This window comes from Pseudomonas sp. LBUM1652 (genome assembly GCF_059716105.1).
The window spans coordinates 2,309,589-2,328,899 of sequence record NZ_CP166804.1; the positions used below are offsets into that span (position 1 = coordinate 2,309,589).

Annotated in this window: 15 protein-coding genes, 4 tRNA genes and 1 pseudogene; 18 read left to right on the forward strand and 2 right to left on the reverse strand. The window is 59.0% G+C overall.

The genetic code is table 11. From position 1 onward, the window contains the following. Positions 1-163 precede the first annotated feature (163 nt). The 16 genes from truA to ACA069_RS10415 all read left to right on the forward strand — a co-directional run bounded on the left by truA (position 164) and on the right by ACA069_RS10415 (position 15,538). Positions 164-1,054, forward strand: a complete 891-nt coding sequence (truA, locus tag ACA069_RS10340) for a tRNA pseudouridine(38-40) synthase TruA (protein WP_497617339.1) — start codon at positions 164-166, stop codon at positions 1,052-1,054. Positions 1,055-1,118: 64 nt separating this feature from the next. Continuing rightward, positions 1,119-1,739 carry a phosphoribosylanthranilate isomerase gene (locus ACA069_RS10345; RefSeq protein WP_497617341.1) on the forward strand — a complete coding sequence of 207 codons (621 nt, stop codon included), beginning with the start codon at positions 1,119-1,121 and terminating at the stop codon, positions 1,737-1,739. 205 nt (positions 1,740-1,944) lie between these two features. Beyond that, positions 1,945-2,865 carry an acetyl-CoA carboxylase, carboxyltransferase subunit beta gene (gene accD / locus ACA069_RS10350; protein ID WP_016984535.1) on the forward strand — a complete coding sequence of 307 codons (921 nt, stop codon included), beginning with the start codon at positions 1,945-1,947 and terminating at the stop codon, positions 2,863-2,865. Continuing rightward, positions 2,862-4,169 (forward strand): bifunctional tetrahydrofolate synthase/dihydrofolate synthase, encoded by a 1,308-nt coding sequence (gene folC / locus ACA069_RS10355; RefSeq protein ID WP_187676940.1) that lies wholly within the window; start codon positions 2,862-2,864, stop codon positions 4,167-4,169. The genes accD and folC overlap by 4 nt, the downstream gene beginning before the upstream one ends. Further along, positions 4,153-4,809 carry an SPOR domain-containing protein gene (locus ACA069_RS10360; RefSeq protein WP_489878732.1) on the forward strand — a complete coding sequence of 219 codons (657 nt, stop codon included), beginning with the start codon at positions 4,153-4,155 and terminating at the stop codon, positions 4,807-4,809. Before folC ends, ACA069_RS10360 begins: the two co-directional genes overlap by 17 nt. 98 nt (positions 4,810-4,907) lie before the next feature. Beyond that, on the forward strand, positions 4,908-5,468 hold the full coding sequence (locus tag ACA069_RS10365; RefSeq protein ID WP_007913461.1) for a CvpA family protein: 561 nt from the start codon (positions 4,908-4,910) through the stop codon (positions 5,466-5,468). Positions 5,469-5,509: 41 nt separating this feature from the next. Next, positions 5,510-7,015, forward strand: coding sequence for an amidophosphoribosyltransferase (purF, locus tag ACA069_RS10370; protein ID WP_086793216.1), 1,506 nt, complete (start codon positions 5,510-5,512; stop codon positions 7,013-7,015). 80 nt (positions 7,016-7,095) lie between these two features. Beyond that, positions 7,096-8,307, forward strand: coding sequence for an O-succinylhomoserine sulfhydrylase (locus tag ACA069_RS10375; protein WP_497617344.1), 1,212 nt, complete (start codon positions 7,096-7,098; stop codon positions 8,305-8,307). Further along, a complete protein-coding gene (locus tag ACA069_RS10380) occupies positions 8,304-9,080 on the forward strand; it encodes an SDR family oxidoreductase (RefSeq protein ID WP_401271556.1) in 777 nt (258 codons plus the stop codon). The genes ACA069_RS10375 and ACA069_RS10380 overlap by 4 nt, the downstream gene beginning before the upstream one ends. Before the next feature lie 90 nt (positions 9,081-9,170). Beyond that, positions 9,171-9,246: transfer RNA gene (locus ACA069_RS10385), tRNA-Val, on the forward strand. Positions 9,247-9,301: 55 nt separating this feature from the next. Then, positions 9,302-9,378: transfer RNA gene (locus ACA069_RS10390), tRNA-Asp, on the forward strand. Positions 9,379-9,471: 93 nt separating this feature from the next. Next, positions 9,472-9,548: transfer RNA gene (locus ACA069_RS10395), tRNA-Asp, on the forward strand. Positions 9,549-9,963: 415 nt separating this feature from the next. Then, on the forward strand, positions 9,964-12,795 hold the full coding sequence (locus tag ACA069_RS10400; RefSeq protein WP_401271554.1) for a xanthine dehydrogenase family protein molybdopterin-binding subunit: 2,832 nt from the start codon (positions 9,964-9,966) through the stop codon (positions 12,793-12,795). Then, positions 12,788-13,327 (forward strand): (2Fe-2S)-binding protein, encoded by a 540-nt coding sequence (locus ACA069_RS10405; RefSeq protein WP_401271552.1) that lies wholly within the window; start codon positions 12,788-12,790, stop codon positions 13,325-13,327. The genes ACA069_RS10400 and ACA069_RS10405 overlap by 8 nt, the downstream gene beginning before the upstream one ends. Positions 13,328-13,329: 2 nt before the next feature. After that, positions 13,330-14,565 carry a c-type cytochrome gene (locus tag ACA069_RS10410; RefSeq protein WP_401271549.1) on the forward strand — a complete coding sequence of 412 codons (1,236 nt, stop codon included), beginning with the start codon at positions 13,330-13,332 and terminating at the stop codon, positions 14,563-14,565. Position 14,566: 1 nt separating this feature from the next. Next, on the forward strand, positions 14,567-15,538 hold the full coding sequence (locus ACA069_RS10415) for an XdhC family protein (protein ID WP_401271547.1): 972 nt from the start codon (positions 14,567-14,569) through the stop codon (positions 15,536-15,538). Positions 15,539-15,584: 46 nt separating this feature from the next. Here the strand turns inward: ACA069_RS10415 and ACA069_RS10420 are convergent, their stop codons facing one another. Continuing rightward, the gene (locus ACA069_RS10420) at positions 15,585-16,868 is read right to left on the reverse strand and encodes an NAD(P)/FAD-dependent oxidoreductase (protein WP_187676949.1); all 1,284 of its coding nucleotides are present in this window, start codon (positions 16,866-16,868) and stop codon (positions 15,585-15,587) included. 183 nt (positions 16,869-17,051) lie between these two features. On the opposite strand from ACA069_RS10420, the gene ACA069_RS10425 reads away from it, so the two are divergent. Both ACA069_RS10425 and ACA069_RS10430 read left to right on the forward strand, forming a co-directional pair. Continuing rightward, positions 17,052-17,128 (forward strand) — tRNA-Val (locus ACA069_RS10425). Between the two features lie 292 nt (positions 17,129-17,420). After that, entirely contained in the window at positions 17,421-17,756 is a 336-nt protein-coding gene (locus tag ACA069_RS10430) for a nucleotide pyrophosphohydrolase (RefSeq protein ID WP_497617347.1), read from the forward strand. 3 nt (positions 17,757-17,759) lie between these two features. On the opposite strand, the pseudogene ACA069_RS10435 reads toward ACA069_RS10430, so the two are convergent. Next, positions 17,760-18,920 (reverse strand): annotated as a pseudogene (locus ACA069_RS10435) (IS3 family transposase). Positions 18,921-19,311 lie beyond the last annotated feature (391 nt).

Genomic DNA, 19,311 nt, shown 5'->3' on the forward strand with positions numbered 1-19,311 from the left:
TCAGCGTTCAGCAGTCAACAGAACGGCAGCCCATCGAGGCTGCCGTTTTTGTTTGTTTTTCCAAAAGCAAAAGATCGCAGCCTTCGACAGCTCCTACATCGTGATCCGCGTTTTTATGTAGGAGCTGTCGAAGGCTGCGATCTTTTGATCTTGAGGCCCTATAATGCCCGCCTTTGCAAAAACAGCAGGCTGTCCCACCTTGGCAAACATAGATAACCCGGTCGCCGAACTGGCCCCCGACGGTTTTTACCGCGTCGCGCTCGGCGTTGAATACAAAGGCTCGCGCTACAGCGGCTGGCAGCGTCAGTTAACGGGTGTGTCGACGGTGCAGGAAGAACTTGAGAAAGCCCTGTCGAAAGTCGCCAATGCGCCGGTTTCCCTGCAGTGTGCCGGCCGTACCGACGCAGGCGTGCACGCCTGCGGACAAGTGGTGCATTTTGACACTCAGGTCAATCGCTCGCTGAAAGCCTGGGTGATGGGCGCCAATATCAACCTGCCCCACGACATCAGCGTCAGTTGGGCGCGGGTCATGCCGGCGCATTTTCATGCCCGGTTCAAAGCCATCGCCCGGCGTTATCGTTACGTCATCTACAACGACCAGATTCGTCCGGCGCATCTCAACGAAGAAATCACCTGGAACCACCGCCCACTGGATGTCGAGCGCATGGCCGAGGCCGCTCAGTATCTGATTGGCACTCATGATTTCAGCGCCTTCCGTGCCGGCCAGTGCCAGGCCAAGTCGCCGATCAAGAAGATGCATCACCTGCGCGTCACCCGTCACGGCAAGATGATCGTGCTCGACATTCGCGCCAACGCCTTCCTGCATCACATGGTGCGCAATATCGCCGGTGTACTGATGACCATCGGAGCTGGCGAGCGGCCAGTTGAGTGGATGAAGGAAGTGCTGGAAAGCCGCGAACGCCGTTCCGGCGGTGTCACGGCGCATCCATATGGGTTGTATCTCGTGCAGGTCGAGTACCACGACGAATTCCCGTTGCCCGAACGTTTTATCGGGCCACACTTCCTTACGGGTTTCTCGGAACTTGACGGCTGACGCCCTCGAACGCTTTTGTTACCATCCGGGACTTTCCCGTATTTGCCTCGGAGTTTTTCTCGACATGTCAGCCGTTCGCAGCAAGATCTGCGGGATTACCCGCATAGAAGATGCGCTGGCCGCCGTTGAGGCTGGGGCGGATGCGATCGGATTCGTGTTTTACCCCAAGAGCCCGCGCGCGGTAACCGTGCAGCAGGCTCGGGCGATCATCAAGGCATTGCCGCCGTTCGTGACCACGGTGGGGCTGTTCGTTAATGCCAGCCGCTGCGAGTTGGGGGAAATCCTCGATGCCGTGCCGCTGGATCTGTTGCAGTTTCACGGTGACGAGACCGCTGAGGAGTGTGAAGGCTGGCATCGTCCGTACATCAAGGCGCTGCGAGTCAAGGCTGGCGATGATATTGCTGCCGCCTGCAACGCTTATCCGAGTGCCAGCGGCGTATTGCTTGATACCTACGTTGAAGGTGTGCCCGGCGGAACCGGCGAGGCGTTTGACTGGTCATTGATTCCTCGGGAGTTGAGTAAGCCGCTGATTCTGGCGGGCGGGCTCACTCCAGAGAACGTCGCAGATGCGGTGGCGCGGGTTCACCCGTATGCAGTCGATGTCAGCGGCGGGGTAGAGGCGAGCAAGGGCATCAAGGATCACGCAAAGATTCGCGGGTTTATCAACGCTGTACGCGGGATATGAATGTGACGGCTGGCGAACTGCCGCCGTCCATCAATGCACCTGCATAAAGCAGGCGAGGCTGAGGGTTTCCGGATGGCACGCAGGTCATGTTTCGCACTGACCGTGGCTGTCCAGCAATCATCGCCACACACATGAATTTAGCTGAAGGGCATACGCGGGGCTGCGAACCAGAGCGTTCGGGCCGCCGGTACTGGAGAAAGAAAGCATGAGCAACTGGTTAGTAGACAAACTGATCCCTTCGATCATGCGTTCGGAGGTCAAGAAGAGCTCGGTGCCTGAAGGTCTGTGGCACAAATGCCCGTCCTGCGAGGCTGTGCTGTATCGTCCGGAGCTGGAAAAGACCCTGGACGTTTGCCCCAAGTGCAACCACCACATGCGCATCGGCGCACGTGCGCGTATCGACATCTTCCTCGATGCCGAAGGTCGCAACGAACTGGGCGCCGATCTGGAGCCGGTTGACCGTCTGAAATTCCGCGACGGCAAGAAGTACAAGGATCGCCTGACCGCTGCGCAGAAGCAGACTGGCGAAAAAGACGCACTGATCTCCGTAAGTGGCACCCTGCTGGGCATGCCGGTGGTGGTTTCGGCGTTTGAATTCAGCTTCATGGGCGGCTCCATGGGCGCCATCGTTGGTGAGCGTTTCGTACGCGCTGCCAACTACGCACTGGAAAATCGTTGCCCGATGATTTGCTTCGCCGCCTCCGGTGGTGCGCGTATGCAGGAAGCCCTGATCTCGCTGATGCAGATGGCCAAGACTTCGGCCGTGCTGGCGCGTCTGCGTGAAGAAGGCATTCCGTTCATCTCCGTGCTGACCGATCCGGTCTACGGCGGTGTTTCCGCCAGTCTGGCGATGCTCGGCGACGTGATCGTCGGCGAACCTAAGGCCCTGATCGGTTTCGCCGGTCCGCGTGTCATCGAGCAGACCGTACGTGAAAAACTTCCGGAAGGCTTCCAGCGCAGTGAATTCCTGCTGGAGCACGGTGCGATCGACATGATCATCCACCGTCAGGAACTTCGCCCACGTTTGGGTAACCTGCTGGCCCAAATGACTGGCAAGCCGACGCCAAAATTCGTCGCGGCGCCAATCGAGCCGATCGTGGTTCCGCCGGTGCCTGCTGGCCTATGACCGAGCGCACCCTTGGCGAGTGGCTCGCCTACCTTGAGCAGTTGCATCCGTCGGCCATCGACATGGGCCTGGAGCGTTCGCAACAGGTAGCGTCCCGTATGGGGCTGGGCCAGCCGGCGCCTCGGGTGATTACGGTCACCGGCACCAACGGCAAGGGGTCGACCTGCGCATTCGTGGCTTCGTTGCTGCGGGCGCAGGGCCTGAGCGTTGGTGTCTACAATTCTCCGCACCTGCTGCGTTACAACGAGCGGGTGCAGCTCAATGGTGTCGAAGCCACTGACGCACAGCTGTGCGAAGCCTTTGCAGCGGTCGAGGCCGGGCGCGGCGAAACTTCCCTGACTTACTTCGAAATGGGCACCCTGGCGGCGTTCTGGCTGTTTCAACAGGCTGGGCTCGATGCGGTGGTGCTGGAAGTCGGTCTGGGCGGGCGTCTGGACACGGTCAACGTGGTAGACGCCGATATCGCGCTGGTCACCAGCATTGGCGTCGATCACGCCGATTATCTGGGCGACACCCGTGAGTCGGTGGCCTTCGAGAAGGCCGGTATCTTCCGCCAGGGCAAGCCTGCCTTGTGTGGCGACCTGAATCCTCCGCAACCGTTGCTCGATAAAGCGCGCGAACTGGCATGCCCGTTCTTTCTGCGTGGACGCGACTTTGACCTTGGCATCACTGACCAGAACTGGCAGTGGCGCGGCACCGATGCGCAGGGCCAGGTTGTCGAATTGCACGACTTGCCATTGCTCGATCTGCCGATGGAAAACGCCGCGCTGGCGTTGCAGGCTTATCTGCTGCTCGGTTTGCCATGGAATGCCCGGCAAATTGTGGCCGCCTTGCAGGCGACTCGCGTGGTCGGTCGGCTGGATCGTCGTTCGTTCGAATGGAACGGCAAGCGCCTGAATCTGTTGCTGGATGTGGGTCATAACCCGCACGCGGCCGAGTATTTAGCCCGTCGTCTGGCCTCGCGACCTCCGGTCGGCAAGCGTCTGGCGGTGTTCGGCTTGCTGGCGGACAAGGATCTGGATGGTGTTGTCAGCGAATTGAATGCTAGTGTCCAGCACTGGGCCGTGGCACCGCTGGATTCGCCGCGCGCGCGTCCGGTAGCAGAATTGCATGCGACCTTGCAGAACCTTGGCGCATCGGTCACGTCTTACGACAGTGTTGCCGCCGCTTTGGAAGGGCAGTGCGCAGTCGCAACCCGCGACGACGAGATTCTGTTGTTCGGATCATTTTATTGTGTCGCCGAGGCCCTTGAATGGCTGGCCCGGCGCTCCACGGAGGAAGCGGCAAATGGCTTTGCTGGATAAAGCGTACAAGCAGCGCATGGTTGGCGCGCTGGTGCTGGTAGCGCTGGCGGTGATTTTCCTGCCGATGCTGTTTTCCCGTCAGGACGAACAGCGGCAAGTGACTGTCGAGGCCCCGGCTGCTCCGCAAGCCCCTTCTGTGCCGCAGGTGCAATTGGAGTCGGTGGCCGTGCCTGAGCCGCAAGCTTTGCCGCAAGAACCTGTGCCAACGGATGAAGAGGTCGCAGAAGACACTGCACCTGCTGCACCGATCGCGCCTGCCCCGGCGCCGACAGCTCCCATAGCAATCGCCAAACCGACTGCGCCGCCTGCGGTGGCCAAGCCGATTCCGGCGCCTGCTCAGCCGATCGCTGCTGCGTCGACCAAGCCTGATGCCGCGCAAAGCCGTGTCGATGCCAATGGTCTGTCGGTGAGCTGGTCGGTTCAACTGGCGAGCCTGTCGAGTCGCGCCAGCGCCGAAAGCTTGCAAAAAAACCTGCGCAGCCAGGGGTATAACGCTTACATCCGCTCTGCCGATGGCAAGAATCGGGTGTTCGTCGGGCCGCTGATCGAGCGTGCCGAGGCCGATCGTCTGCGTGATCTGTTGAGCCGTCAGCAGAACCTCAAGGGCTTTGTCGTGCGCTTCCAGCCCGAGCGTGGCTAAGATCTATCGATTCGATTGAAATGCACTGAAAATCGCAGCTTACCGATAGCCATGCGCTCTGCTAAAATGCGCCGCCTTATCCGTCTGTAGGCTGCACTGTGCCATTTACCTGGGTTGACTGGGCGATCGTTGCAATCATCGCCATCTCCGCTTTGATCAGTTTGAGCCGCGGCTTCGTCAAGGAAGCATTATCGCTGGTGACCTGGATCATCGCAGGAGTCGTCGCCTGGATGTTCGGTGGCTCACTGTCCGAGTACCTCGCCGGATACATCGAAACCCCATCGGCTCGCGTGATAGCGGGCTGTGCCATCATGTTTGTCGCCACACTGATCGTGGGCGCAATGATCAATTATCTTATCGGCGAGTTGGTTCGCGTCACCGGGTTGTCCGGGACCGACCGATTCCTGGGCATGGCCTTCGGCGCTGCGCGTGGCGTGTTGCTGGTGGTCGTGGCAGTCGGGCTATTGAGCCTGGGGCCGGTACAGCAGGACGGGTGGTGGAAAGAATCACAGCTCGTGCCAAAGTTTCTATTGGTCGCCGACTGGTCCAAAAACCTGATTCTCGGGTGGAGCAGTCAGTGGCTTGCCAGCGGAATCAGCGTACCCGCTGATATTCCGTTCAAGGAGCAACTCTTGCCGTCGGCGAAAACGCCACAGTGAGTGTTGTTCAGTTCAGATCCATTAAGTAGGGGTTGCGTCGCATGTGTGGCATCGTCGGTATCGTCGGTAAGTCGAACGTCAATCAGGCGCTGTATGACGCGCTAACCGTGCTCCAGCACCGCGGCCAGGACGCTGCCGGTATCGTGACCAGCCATGATGGCCGGTTGTTCTTGCGCAAGGACAATGGCCTGGTGCGTGACGTGTTTCATCAGCGCCACATGCAGCGTCTGGTCGGCCATATGGGTATCGGCCACGTCCGCTACCCGACAGCGGGCAGCTCGACTTCGGCCGAAGCCCAGCCGTTTTACGTCAACTCGCCTTACGGCATCACTCTGGCGCATAACGGTAACCTGACCAACGTTGAGCAGTTGGCCAAAGAAATCTACGAATCCGATCTGCGTCACGTCAACACCAGTTCCGACTCGGAAGTGCTGCTCAACGTGTTCGCTCACGAGCTGGCCCAGCGCGGCAAGCTGCAACCGACCGAAGAAGACGTGTTTGCCGCGGTGACCGATGTGCACAACCGTTGCGTCGGCGGTTACGCGGTAGTAGCGATGATCACCGGTTACGGCATCGTCGGTTTCCGCGACCCACACGGCATCCGCCCGATCGTGTTCGGCCAGCGTCATACCGACGAAGGCGTCGAGTACATGATCGCCTCGGAAAGCGTTTCGCTGGACGTGCTCGGTTTCACCCTGATTCGCGACCTGGCGCCGGGCGAAGCGGTCTACATCACTGAAGACGGCAAGCTGCACACCCGTCAGTGCGCGACCAACCCGTCCCTGACCCCGTGCATCTTCGAACACGTCTATCTGGCGCGTCCGGACTCGATCATCGACGGTGTGTCGGTGTACAAGGCTCGTCTGCGCATGGGTGAGAAGCTTGCCGAGAAGATCCTTCGCGAGCGTCCTGAGCACGACATCGACGTGGTCATCCCGATTCCGGACACCAGCCGCACCGCAGCGCTGGAGCTGGCCAATCATCTGGGCGTGAAATTCCGCGAAGGTTTCGTCAAGAACCGTTACATCGGCCGTACCTTCATCATGCCGGGCCAGGCTGCCCGCAAGAAATCGGTACGCCAGAAGCTCAACGCCATCGAGCTGGAATTCCGCGGCAAGAACGTGATGCTGGTGGATGACTCCATCGTGCGCGGCACCACGTGCAAGCAGATCATTCAGATGGCCCGCGAAGCCGGCGCGAAAAACGTCTACTTCTGCTCGGCTGCTCCGGCAGTGCGCTTCCCGAACGTCTACGGCATCGACATGCCGAGCGCTCACGAGCTGATCGCCCATAACCGTTCGACTCAGGACGTGGCTGATCTGATCGGCGCAGACTGGCTGATCTATCAGGACTTGCCTGACTTGATCGAAGCGGTCGGTGGCGGCAAGATCAAGATCGAGAACTTCGATTGCGCGGTGTTCGACGGCAAGTACGTCACCGGCGACGTCGACGAGGCTTATCTGGACAAGATCGAACAGGCACGCAACGATGCCTCGAAGGTCAAGACCCAGGCGGTCAGTGCGATCATCGATCTGTACAACAACTGAGTTTCTACCGGCCCTGAGGGGCCGGTTTTGTATCTGGCAAAAGACTTTTATTTATTTAGAACAGGGCGAGGAGTGACAGCATGAGTCAGGAATGGGATGCCGGTCGGCTGGACAGCGATCTCGAAGGCGTAGCGTTCGATACCCTGGCCGTACGTGCCGGTCAGCACCGTACGCCGGAAGGCGAGCACGGTGATCCGATGTTCTTCACCTCCAGCTATGTGTTCCGCACCGCTGCTGACGCGGCCGCGCGGTTTGCCGGGGAAGTGCCGGGCAACGTTTACTCGCGTTACACCAATCCGACCGTGCGCGCGTTCGAAGAGCGCATTGCCGCGCTGGAAAGTGCCGAGCAGGCAGTTGCGACTGCGACCGGTATGGCCGCGATCATGGCTGTGGTCATGAGCCTGTGCAGTGCCGGCGATCACGTGCTGGTATCGCGCAGCGTTTTCGGTTCGACCATCAGTCTGTTCGAGAAGTACTTCAAGCGTTTCGGCGTGGAAGTCGATTACGTACCGTTGGCCGAGCTGTCGGCCTGGGATGCGGCGATCAAGTCCAACACAAAATTGCTCTTTGTCGAGTCGCCGTCCAATCCGCTGGCTGAGCTGGTGGACATCGCTGCGCTGGCGCAAATCGCTCACGCCAAAGGCGCAATGCTGGTGGTCGACAACTGCTTCTGCACGCCTGCGTTGCAGCAGCCGCTGAAGCTCGGCGCCGATATCGTCGTGCATTCTGCGACCAAGTTCATCGACGGCCAGGGCCGTTGCATGGGCGGCGTGGTTGCCGGTCGCGGCGAGCAGATGAAAGAGGTTGTCGGCTTCCTGCGTACCGCCGGGCCGACCCTGAGTCCGTTCAACGCGTGGATCTTCCTCAAAGGTCTGGAAACCCTGAACCTGCGGATGAAGGCCCACTGTGCCAATGCCCAGCAACTGGCCGAATGGCTGGAGCAGCAGGATGGCATCGAGAAAGTCCATTACGCCGGTCTCAAGAGTCATCCGCAGCATGAGCTGGCGCAGCGTCAGCAGAAGGGCTTCGGTGCGCTGGTGAGTTTTGAGGTCAAGGGCGGCAAAGAGGGCGCGTGGCGCTTTATCGATGCGACGCGGTTGATTTCGATCACCGCCAACCTCGGCGACAGCAAAACCACCATCACCCACCCGAGCACCACGTCCCACGGTCGTCTGGCGCCGCAGGAGCGTGAAGCGGCGGGCATTCGTGACAGTCTGATTCGAGTTGCGGTCGGTCTGGAAGACGTGGCTGATCTGCAAGCCGATCTGGCGCGCGGTCTGGCGGCGTTGTGATCGAGTTGTCCACTCCGAAAGCCGCCACCCATGGCCGCGTTGCGCTGGTCACGGGGGCTGCGCGCGGCATCGGTCTTGGTATCGCGGCATGGCTGATCAGTGAAGGCTGGCAAGTGGTGCTGACTGACCTGGATCGTGCGCGTGGTTCGAAAGTGGCGAAAGTGCTGGGCGAAAACGCCTGGTTCATTGCCATGGACGTTGCCGATGAAAGTCAGGTGGCTCTCGGTGTGGCCGAAGTGCTGGGGCAGTTTGGCCGTCTCGATGCGCTGGTGTGCAACGCGGCGGTGGCCGATCCGCACAACATCACCCTGGAAAGCCTTGATCTGGCTTACTGGAACCGGGTGTTGGCGGTGAATCTCAGTGGGCCGATGCTGTTGGCCAAGCACTGCGCGCCGTATCTGCGGGCGCATAATGGCTCGATCGTCAATCTGGCATCGACGCGTGCCGGGCAGTCTGAGCCGGATACTGAGGCCTATGCAGCGAGCAAGGGTGGATTGCTGGCACTGACGCATGCGTTGGCCATCAGCCTTGGGCCGGAGATTCGCGTCAATGCGGTCAGCCCGGGCTGGATCGATGCGCGGGATCCGTCTGCGCGTCGGGCTGAGCCCCTGGCTGATGCCGATCATGCCCAGCATCCGGCGGGCAGGGTAGGGACGGTCGAGGATGTGGCGGCGATGGTTGCCTGGCTGCTATCGCGCAATGCCGGGTTTGTTACCGGGCAGGAATTTGTGGTCGATGGCGGTATGACCAAGAAGATGATCTATACGGAATGACTCTATTTCGTCTTTTTTAGAAAAACTTCAATCCTGCTATTGACTTAGGTTCGCTACCTGCGTAAATTTCGCGGCCTCGGAGATGCAAACGGGTGATTAGCTCAGCTGGGAGAGCGTCTGCCTTACAAGCAGAATGTCGGCGGTTCGATCCCGTCATCACCCACCACTTCCGAGTAACTTGCTAAAGCAAGAGCGTAGGCTGAAAGTGCCTGCACCGACGCGCAGCGGTAGTTCAGTCGGTTAGAATACCGGCCTGTCACGCCGGGGGTCGCGGGTTCGAGTCCCGTCCGCTGCGCCATATTTAACGAATCAGACATGTCTGGTTCGCGATTGCAAAGCACCGAAGCTTTCAGTCAAAACGAGTTACTTGAGCGCAAGCTCAAAGCGATACGCAGCGGTAGTTCAGTCGGTTAGAATACCGGCCTGTCACGCCGGGGGTCGCGGGTTCGAGTCCCGTCCGCTGCGCCATATCTGCTACAAGGCCCACTGAACGCCTTGAAGCACCGAAGTCAGCATTGCTGAGTCGGATCCGATAGCAAAGACCCTGGTCGAAAGACCGGGGTTTTTTGTGTCTGAAATTTGACCCTCCACTCTCTCTCTTCCTGTTCCCCCCATCCACTGTCCAATACAGATCCCGCATAGGCACGCCTGGTTATCCCTACGGACCTGCTGCGATGCCACGTCGCATTGATTTTTTGATTCTTTAGTCAAATTTTTGTAACTGGTTGTTTGCCGCGGCCGAAGAAACCTTTAAAGTTAACCTTTCGGTCAGCTTTGCACTGTCAACACAGCTCTTTGCTTCGCCAGAAAGAGCTTCTGCAAGACTCGAGATTCCCAGTAGATAACCAGAAGGGCGGACACATAACCGCCCAGAGGATGATCCATGTCCAACCGTGAAATATCCCGGCGCTCGTTCCTCCAGGGCGGGCTGGTGGCGGGTGTGAGCGTCACGCTCACGCCGCTCAGCAGTCAGGCGCTGGCTGCCTTGATGGAAAACAGCGTGACCGTGCCGTCCGAGAAGTGGCTCGGCAACAACGGCAAGGCGCGCCAGCGTAACGATGCCTTGTCTAAAGTCTGCGGCAGCAAAGTGTTTGCCCGCGACATCCGCTCCAAGGACATGCCGGGCTGGCCTGAGCAACAAGGCCACGCCATGCTGCTGAAAACCATCAAGGCCGACCGTATCTACGAGGGTTACGATCTGTCGTGGCTCGGCGCCGACTTGCAGCCTGATCGCATCGTCACCGCTGCCGACTTGGTCAAGGACGGCATCGTGTTTCCGGAAGAGCACGCGCCGGACCCTTTGCTGCCGGAAGGCAAGGTGCCGATGTTCATCGGTCACCCCGTGGCGATCCTGATCTGGAACGACTTCGAGCGTTTCCGCCAAGCGAAGAACAAACTCAAATTCAATGACAAGGCGATTCGTTACGGTGCTCAAGTGCCGTTCTACGAAGGCGATCCCTACGGCAGCTTCCGCTACGTGCGCGTCGGCGGCCCGACCTCGGCCGATGAAGACGAGTTCGCCAGCCTCAAGGACTCGATCCTGTTCCCGATGCTGAAAAACCGTCGCCCGGTGTGGAATTCACAGCCGAACCTGCACGGTAACCTGACCGAGCGGGGCCTGTTCTACGCCGAGCGCATGAAGAAAGAGATCGACACACCACCGGACAACTGGCTGGTGTTCGACGAACGCTACAAGACCCCGTCGATCGAGCCAGCCGCCATGGAGCCGGATAACGGCAACGGTTGGTACGATCCGAAAACCAAGACTTTGCACTTCGTCGTGGCCACCCAGTGTCCACTGGAAACTGCGACCGAGACCGCGAAAATGATCGGGCCGTCGCGATTCGGGCTGACCAATCTGAACATGCACCCCGGTTACACCGTGGGCTACGGTTCCAAAGACCACAACATCTTCGTCTACTACGCAGCCCTTGCTGCGCTGTATGGCGCCGGTGTGCCGGTACGTCTGGCCAACGACCGCTACGAACAGTTCCAGAGCGGCATCAAGCGTCACCCGTTCGACATCCGCTACCAGTTGGCCGTGGACAAGAATGACTACAGCTTCAAGATCTTCCGCGCCGAAATGAGCGTCGACGGTGGCGGTCGCATCAACTACAGCCCATCGGTAGCTGCGGTTGGCGCTACGGCGGCGCAGTCGATCTACTACATGCCGCAGAACGACTTGCAAGTCACCGCTTACCACTCCCGTGCTGTTGAGGCGGGTTCGATGCGCGGTTACGGCACGCTGCAGAGCATGGCCTCGACCGAAATGATGGTCGACGAAATCGCCAATCGCCTCGGTGTCGACGCGATTGATCTGCGTCGCAAGAATGCTCTGCGTTCCGGCATGAAAAACACCCAGGGTGCGATCCCGGCCGGTGCCTTGCGCCTGCACGAAATTCTCGACAAGGCCTCGGTGCACGAAGTCTGGAAAAACCGCGACGCGATCAAGAAGCAGCGCGAAGCGGCCGATCCGGATAACTGGTACGGCGTTGGTTTCGCCATTTGCCAGAAAGACTTCGGCACCGGTTCCGAAGCGCCGATGGCCAGCATCGAATTCACCGCTGACGGTCGCATCACCTTGCGTCACATCGGCATCGAAATCGGCACCGGCATGTCTACTTCGCAAGCCCTGGTGGTCGCCGACTTCCTTGGCAGTCCAGCCCACGAAGTAAAGACGGGCGAAACCGAATGGAAGGAAATGCAGCTGATCACCAGCGGCAACCCATACATCATGAGCCAGGCCGAGCAGGACAATCTGCTGCGCAATCCGCGTTGGGTTGGCAAGTTGGCCTCGGCGTCGTCGGCGACCAACTCGGCTTACTACTTCAGCCACGCCACCCGCGAAGCGGCGCGTGTGTTGTTCAACCACGGCTTGTGGCCAGCGGCGCTGGAGATCTGGCGTCAGGGCCCTTATGGCGGTCAGGCCAACCCTTATGTTGTGCGTCGCGAAGATGCGCATTGGGTTGACGGCAAACTCACCGCCAACGGCATGCAGCCGCTGAGCTTCGAGGAGCTGGCAAAGCGTGCTCACGAGCGCGGTCTGGTCACTGGCGCCACGGTGCATGGTTTCAACCGTTGGAGCTGGGCCGAGGCCGAATACAGCATCGACGGCGTGAAAGAGCGTCTGCCGCTCGACGGTCTTGCGGTCAAGTACGGCGACGGCGCACCGAAAGCCAAGCAGGCGCTGATGAGCACTGCCGGTTTCCACCTGCTGGATCGCCAGAACATCAACTATCCGGTAACTCAACTGAACAACGCGGCGGTGACTTACTACAGCCCTGTGGCCACGCTGGTCGAGTTGAAGGTCAACAAAGGCTCGGCGGAAGTCGAAGTGCTCAACCACCATTCGTGGGTCGAATGCGGTCGCGTGCTGGTCGAAGAACTGGTCAAGGGTCAGCTCGAAGGCGGCATCGCCATGGGTATCGGTCACGCGCTGATGGAAGAAATGCCGCTGTACGAAGGTGGGCCAGGGGAGGGGGACTGGAACTTCAACCGTTACCGTCTGCCGATGGCGCGCCACGTCGCGGTGTGGAAGCAGACGGCGGAAATTCTGCCGCCGCTGTCGCCAAGCGACCCGTCCAAAGGCATTGCCGAAGTGGTGATGATCCCGGTGGTCGGTGCCATCGGTAACGCCGTGGCACACGCCATCGGTAAACGTGTTCGCGATCTGCCTATCACTGCTGCGCGCATCAAGGAGGCCCTCAATGGCTAACCGTCCGCTTCAACTGACCCTTAATGGTCAATCCGTCGGCCCGGTGGACATCCCTGATGACCTGCCGATGATCGACTACTTGCACGAATACAAAAATCTCACCGGTTCGCGTCTGGGTTGTGGCCAGGGTATTTGCCACGCCTGCGTGGTGATCGTCGACAACCCGGACGGCACCAGCGAAGAAGTGCGCACCTGCATCACTGGCGCGCATTACTTCGAAGGCAAAAAAGTCCGCACCATCGAAGGCCATGCGACCCGCGATGAGCAGGGACAGGTCACTGAGCTGAATCCGATCCAGCAACGCTTCGTCGATGAATTCGCCTTCCAGTGCAGCTACTGCGCTCCGGGCTTCGTCAACGCCGCGACCGTTTTGGTTGAAAAGCTGCAACGCCAGCCGATCGTCAAAAGCAAACTGGAACAAGTCATTGAGGACAGCCTCGGTCACCACGTCTGCCGTTGCACCGGGTACGTGCGTTACTACAGCGCCACCCGCAACGTGTTAACCGATCTCGGCCTGGTCAAGGAGGGTTAAGCATGAAGCTTTTAATCACCCGCCTGACCCTGGCGGTCGGGCTGGCTGCGCCGGTACTTTTTGCCAATGCCGATGATCAGGTCAAGCGCGGCGAGTACCTTGCCCGCGCCGCCGACTGCATGGCCTGCCATACCGCGCCAGGTGGCGCGCCGTATGCTGGCGGCCTGCCGATTGTGTCGCCGTTTGGCACGATTTACGGCACCAACATCACTCCGAGCAAAGAGCACGGCATCGGTTTGTATACCGATGACGAGTTCTTCGCTGCGCTGACCGCAGGCAAGCGTCGCGATGGTGCGAACCTGTATCCGGCAATGCCGTATACCTCGTATCACTTGGTGCCGCGTGAAGATTCGGACGCGATTCATGCGTACCTGAAAACCGTCGAGCCAATCGAGCGCGCGGCTCCGGTCACCAGCCTCAGCTTTCCGTTCAACGTGCGTCTGGGCCTGATGGGCTGGAACATGATGTACGGCAAAGACGTGAAACTTGAGTCTGGCGAAGGCAAAAGTGAAGCCTGGAAGCGCGGGCAATACATGGTCGACGTCCTTGGCCACTGCGGCGAGTGCCATACGCCACGCGGCCTGCCGGGCGCGATGCAGATGGACAAACGCATGACTGGCGGCATCCTCAATGGCTATCTGGCGCCGAGCCTGCTGGCCACTGATCTGGCGGCGCGCGGCTGGAATCATCAGGACCTGAGCACGTTTCTCAAGCACGGCATGAGTGCGCAAGGGACGATGTTCAACGAGATGTTTCCGGTGTTCCACAACAGCACCCAGGGGCTGAACGACACCGATCTGGCAGCGATGGCCACCTTCCTGCTTGGCGATAAACCGCCGGCAGCCAAAGCACTGGTCGAAGTGCCAGTGGACAAGCTCAGCCCAAGCGCCCAGCGCGGCCGTCAAGACTACTTGAACGTCTGCGCCGGTTGCCACGCCGCTGGTGGCGAAGGCAAGCCGCACATTGCGGTGGCCATGCGCGGCAACACCACACTGCGACTGGAAGATCCACGCAATCTGTTGCGCGTGATCGAAGACGGTATCGGTGAACAGAAGTTCGCCGGTTTCGAGCACATGCAGCCGATGCCGGGTTTTGCCGATAAGTTGAGCCCCGAACAGCTGACTGATCTGCTGAACTACCTGCGACAAGGCTGGGGTGGTCAGTCCGGTGAACTGGCGGTGACCGAGGTGCAGAAGCTGCAAGCCGAAGCGCCGTCCATTGAGCACAAGGCGCACTGACATGCAGCATCTTGATCTACAAGTGGTGCGACGGGCACTGGAGTGGTCGGTGGCGGGGCGGCGAATCTGGCTCTGCACCGTGCTGACCACTTATGGCTCGGCACCGCGTGCGCCGGGTTCGCTGCTGGCAGTGAATGATGGCGGACTGTGGATCGGGTCGCTGTCCGGCGGTTGCGTCGAGGAGGATTTTCTCGAGCGCGTCGCCGAAGGTGCGTTTCTCGATGCGGTCAGCGTGGTGCGCTACGGCGAAGGCGACGATCCGCGTTCGCGGGTCAGCCTGCCCTGTGGCGGCATTCTCGATGTGCTGGTAGAGAAATTTGACGCTGACTGTGATGTGCAGGCGCATTTGCGTGAACTGGAGTCGGCGCTGCTTGGTCAGCGTCGGCTGATTCGTGAGGTCGATCTGGCCAGTGGTGCGCGCAGTCTGTTTGCTGACCGTGAGCAGGGTGCGCGGATCGAGCGTGAGATCGATCGGGTGCGTATCCGTGTCGGCGCGGCGCAGCGCTTGTTGCTCGCCGGGTATTCCAGCGTGGCGCAGGCGTGTGCCGAGTTTGCCGTGGGATTGGGTTTCGAAGTGATTCTCTGTGACCCGCGCGATGAAGTGCTTGAAGGCGTGGTTCTCAATGGTGTGGAGATTCGTCGGCAACTGCCGTCGGTGTTCATTGCCGACGGTGGTTGCCACCGCGACACGGCAGTGGTGGCACTGACCCACGATCCACGTATCGACGATCTGGCGATGATGGAAGCGGTACGCACCGAGGCGTTCTACATTGGTGTCATGGGTTCACAGCAGACATCGCAGAAGCGCTTCGAGCGTTTGCGTCGTATCGGCGGGTTGGGGGAGGGCGAGTTGGCGCGGATTCATGCGCCGATTGGTCTTAACCTCGGCAGCAAGACGCCGGCGGAGATTGCCTTGGCGGTGCTTGCCGATATCTTGCGGATTCGTAGCGGGATTGCTCGCGATCAGCTCTGACAGTGTTTCGCTCTCAATAAAAGGCCGCTTTTCCAGCGGCCTTCTTTTACATTCCAAACTTGTCGCGCAGTCCGTAATACCAAGCGCCTAGCGCTGCAAACGGTGTGCGCAACATTTGTCCACCCGGGAACGGGTAGTGCGGCAGATCAGCGAACGCATCAAAACGCTCGGCCTGACCACGCAATGCCTCGGCCAACACCTTGCCGGCCAGATGCGTATAAGTCACACCATGGCCGCTGCAGCCTTGCGAGTAATAGATGTTGTCACCCAAACGCCCAACCTGAGGCAAACGCGACAGCGTCAGCAGGAAATTTCCTGTCCAGGCGTAGTCGATCTTCACGTCCTTGAGCTGCGGAAAGGCTTTGAGCATTTTCGGGCGGATGATTGCTTCGATGTTGGCCGGATCCCGTGCGCCATAAACCACGCCGCCGCCGAAGATCAGGCGCTTGTCGCCCGTCAGGCGGTAATAATCGAGCAAGTAGTTGCAGTCCTCGACGCAGTAGTCCTGAGGCAGCAGGGTCTTTGCCAGTTCATCACCCAGCGGCTCCGTGGTAATCACCTGGGTGCCGCACGGCATGGATTTGGCTGCCAGCTCCGGCACCAGATTGCCGAGGTAGGCGTTGCCGGCGACGATGATGAATTTTGCTCTGACCTTGCCTTGCGGTGTATGCACGACCGGGTTTGCGCCGCGCTCGATGCGCACGGCGGGCGATTGCTCATAGATAGTGCCGCCGAGGGATTCAACGGCGGCCGCTTCGCCGAGCGCCAGGTTCAGTGGATGTATGTGGCCACCGCTCATGTCGAGCATCCCGCCGACGTATTGATCGCAGGCGACCACTTCGCGAATACGGCGCTGATCCAGCAACTCTAATTGCGTGTGGCCGAAACGCTCCCACAGGCGTTTCTGCGATTCCAGATGGCCCATTTGTTTTGCTGTCAGTGCGGCAAACACGCCCCCGTCCTTCAGATCGCACTGAATGTTGTACTTGGCCACGCGTTCGCGAATGATCCGCCCGCCCTCAAAAGCCATCTGCCCGAGTAGTTGCGCCTGTTTAGGGCCAACGGTACGCTCGATCACGTCGATGTCGCGGCTGTAGCTGTTGACGATCTGGCCACCATTACGGCCCGACGCGCCGAAACCGACCTTGGCCGCTTCCAGTACGGTCACGCGAAAACCGTTCTCCAGCAGGAACAGGGCGGAGGACAGCCCGGTATACCCGGCGCCAATCACACAGACGTCGGTCTCCACATCATCCTGCAAGGCCGGACGTGGCGGTACGGCATTGGCCGACGCGGCGTAATAAGACTCTGGGTAAAGGGTATTCGCCATCCTGCAGCCTCTGTTTAATATATTTTACGAGTGCGCCGATCCTACCCGAGTTGAAAAACCTCCGCCAGCCACTGGAAAATCTTCTTCTCTGGCCAGAAATTAAATATTTTGCATATTCATAGGGTTAGGTGAAAAAAAGGTGTTGACACCCCTCCGGAATTCCGTAGAATGCCGCCTCACAGCAGGCACGTAGCTCAGTTGGTTAGAGCACCACCTTGACATGGTGGGGGTCGTTGGTTCGAGTCCAATCGCGCCTACCAAACAAAATCCGCTCTGCTGGGCGGTCTAGAAGGGCTCACCGAAAGGTGAGCCCTTTTTTGTTGTCTTGGATTTAATGCAGAACGTTCACAAAATATAGGCTTCGTTCACACCGAGCAATGTGAACGCCTACAAGACCTGTTCTGAGCTGTGATTCTTCTATATTTCGCAGGAGGGGAAGGGGGGTTGTGTTGTCGAGAGGTCTTGGTGATCGTGTGATGTGATGGCCGCTAGACAGGCTTTGTCAGAGTCGTTAGCGTCCACGCAATCTTGATCATAGTGCATGGAATCGGAATGGACGTACTGAAACAACTGCAGTCCGATCTGGCTGCGTTTGCTATCGAGAGGGACTGGGATCAGTTCCATACCCCAAAGAATCTAGTGATGGCATTGTCCGGTGAGGTGGGGGAGCTTACAGAGCTCTTTCAGTGGCTCACTGCTGAACAGAGTGAGCGTGCTGTCCTTAGCGATGAGGCAGTAAAGGCCGTTGAAGAAGAGATGGCCGATGTTCTGCTTTATCTGCTCAGACTGGGAGATAGGCTACAGATCGACGTTGCAGCGGCGGCCCAAGCCAAAATCAAGCTAAATGCAGAGAAGTATCCCGTTGATAAGTCCAAGGGCAATGTGTAGTGGTCAACTAATCCCGGACACGACGTTAAGTTTTTCCTCGGTCCGCGCTGGTGCCAACTCCTCGTTGAACTGGTGAGGCCGAATCCAGTTGTAGCGATGCATCAAAAAGTGGCTGATATCGCGCTGTGCTTCCTGCGCAGTTCGATAGCCCACGGTCGGTATCCATTCTGTTTTCAAGCTACGAAATACGCGCTCCATCGGTGCGTTATCCCAGCAGTTTCCTCGTCGACTCATGCTCTGACGCATGCGGTATCGCCACAACCGCTGGCGAAAGAGTCGGCTTGCATATTGCGATCCCTGGTTCGAGTGGAATAGCAGATCCGAAGGCCTGCCACGCTGCTCGTAAGCCATATCCAGCGCTTTGATCACCAGCTCAGCGTCTGGCTTTTCCGACAGCGCCCAGCCCACGATCCGACGCGTACAAAGATCCAGGACGACAGCCAGGTAATGCCACTTTCCTTGTGCCCAAATGTAGGTGATATCGCCGCACCAGACTTGATTGGGCGCAGGCACGTCGAACTCGCGGTTCAATGTGTTCGGGATATCCAGTCTTTCTACTGTTGCTCGTTTGTAGGCATGGGAGCCGGGTTGTTTGCTGACTAAATCAAGCTCGCGCATCAAGCTACGCACTTTGAATCGACCGAGTTGCTCACCGTCTTCACGCATCAGTGACAGGATGCTGCGACTGCCCGCAGAGCTGCGACTTTGCGAGAACAGCTCACTTACGCGACTACGCAATCGAAGCCGTTCGACATCCGGCGTGCGGCGCCGCAGGCGCTGGGCGGTAACACGAGCGAGTGACGTCAAACACCTTGCACAGCCAATCAACCGGCTCATGTGCCCTCAACTGGTCAATCAGCGCGAACGCTCGTGATCTTCCGACATCAAGAGCGCGGTAGCCTTTTTTAGTATTGATTTCTCTCGCTCAGGCCGAGCAATCCGGGCTTCCAGCACCTGAATTTTTTGCTGTTCCGGAGTCAGTGCCTTGCTCTGCGGAGTGACGCCTTTATGTTCTTTCTGAATCTGGTCAACCCAGCGGTGCAATGCCGACTCACCAATGCCGAGCGAACGGCTGGCTTCGATGTAGCTGTAGTTTTGTTTGAGCACAAGGTCAGCAGCCTCGCGCTTGAATTCAGGAGTAAAGGAGCGGCGTTGTTTAGTCATCTGACACCTCGATCTGGCGAGCATTCTCGCCTAAATGGGTGTCCGGTTTCATTAGACCACTACACAGTGACTCTGAGGTGGGAAGACCTGACCGATGATGATCGGATTACAGAGGCGGTGGATGTGGGTGAGCTGGAGGATGAGCCGGCGCCTTTCTGACGATAAGATGACCTACGCAAGGCGGGCAATGTGGTGCGTCATGGCGTGGTCTGTAGTTTGGGCGCGACAAGGTGGCAGAAGCGGAAGGCCCGGTCGGTGCGGGCTTTTCTGTGGAAATTGTAGCAGGTCTTGTAGGTAGTTGGATCTTGATGCCGAGCTTGATAGCGCATTACAATCGCGGCCGCGCACATCTGTGCACCGACGAACGTTAATAAAAATCTTCGGCGATGGC

Coding starts and splice junctions, on each gene's coding strand:
- ACA069_RS10360 (WP_489878732.1), top strand. CDS start 4,153: ATGGCTTTGCTGGATAAAGCGTACAAGCAGCGCATGGTTGGCGCGCTG.
- ACA069_RS10405 (WP_401271552.1), top strand. CDS start 12,788: ATGGCTAACCGTCCGCTTCAACTGACCCTTAATGGTCAATCCGTCGGC.
- purF (WP_086793216.1), top strand. CDS start 5,510: ATGTGTGGCATCGTCGGTATCGTCGGTAAGTCGAACGTCAATCAGGCG.
- accD (WP_016984535.1), top strand. CDS start 1,945: ATGAGCAACTGGTTAGTAGACAAACTGATCCCTTCGATCATGCGTTCG.
- ACA069_RS10420 (WP_187676949.1), bottom strand. CDS start 16,868: ATGGCGAATACCCTTTACCCAGAGTCTTATTACGCCGCGTCGGCCAAT.
- ACA069_RS10415 (WP_401271547.1), top strand. CDS start 14,567: ATGCAGCATCTTGATCTACAAGTGGTGCGACGGGCACTGGAGTGGTCG.
- ACA069_RS10345 (WP_497617341.1), top strand. CDS start 1,119: ATGTCAGCCGTTCGCAGCAAGATCTGCGGGATTACCCGCATAGAAGAT.
- truA (WP_497617339.1), top strand. CDS start 164: ATGCCCGCCTTTGCAAAAACAGCAGGCTGTCCCACCTTGGCAAACATA.
- ACA069_RS10410 (WP_401271549.1), top strand. CDS start 13,330: ATGAAGCTTTTAATCACCCGCCTGACCCTGGCGGTCGGGCTGGCTGCG.
- ACA069_RS10430 (WP_497617347.1), top strand. CDS start 17,421: ATGGACGTACTGAAACAACTGCAGTCCGATCTGGCTGCGTTTGCTATC.
- folC (WP_187676940.1), top strand. CDS start 2,862: ATGACCGAGCGCACCCTTGGCGAGTGGCTCGCCTACCTTGAGCAGTTG.
- ACA069_RS10400 (WP_401271554.1), top strand. CDS start 9,964: ATGTCCAACCGTGAAATATCCCGGCGCTCGTTCCTCCAGGGCGGGCTG.
- ACA069_RS10375 (WP_497617344.1), top strand. CDS start 7,096: ATGAGTCAGGAATGGGATGCCGGTCGGCTGGACAGCGATCTCGAAGGC.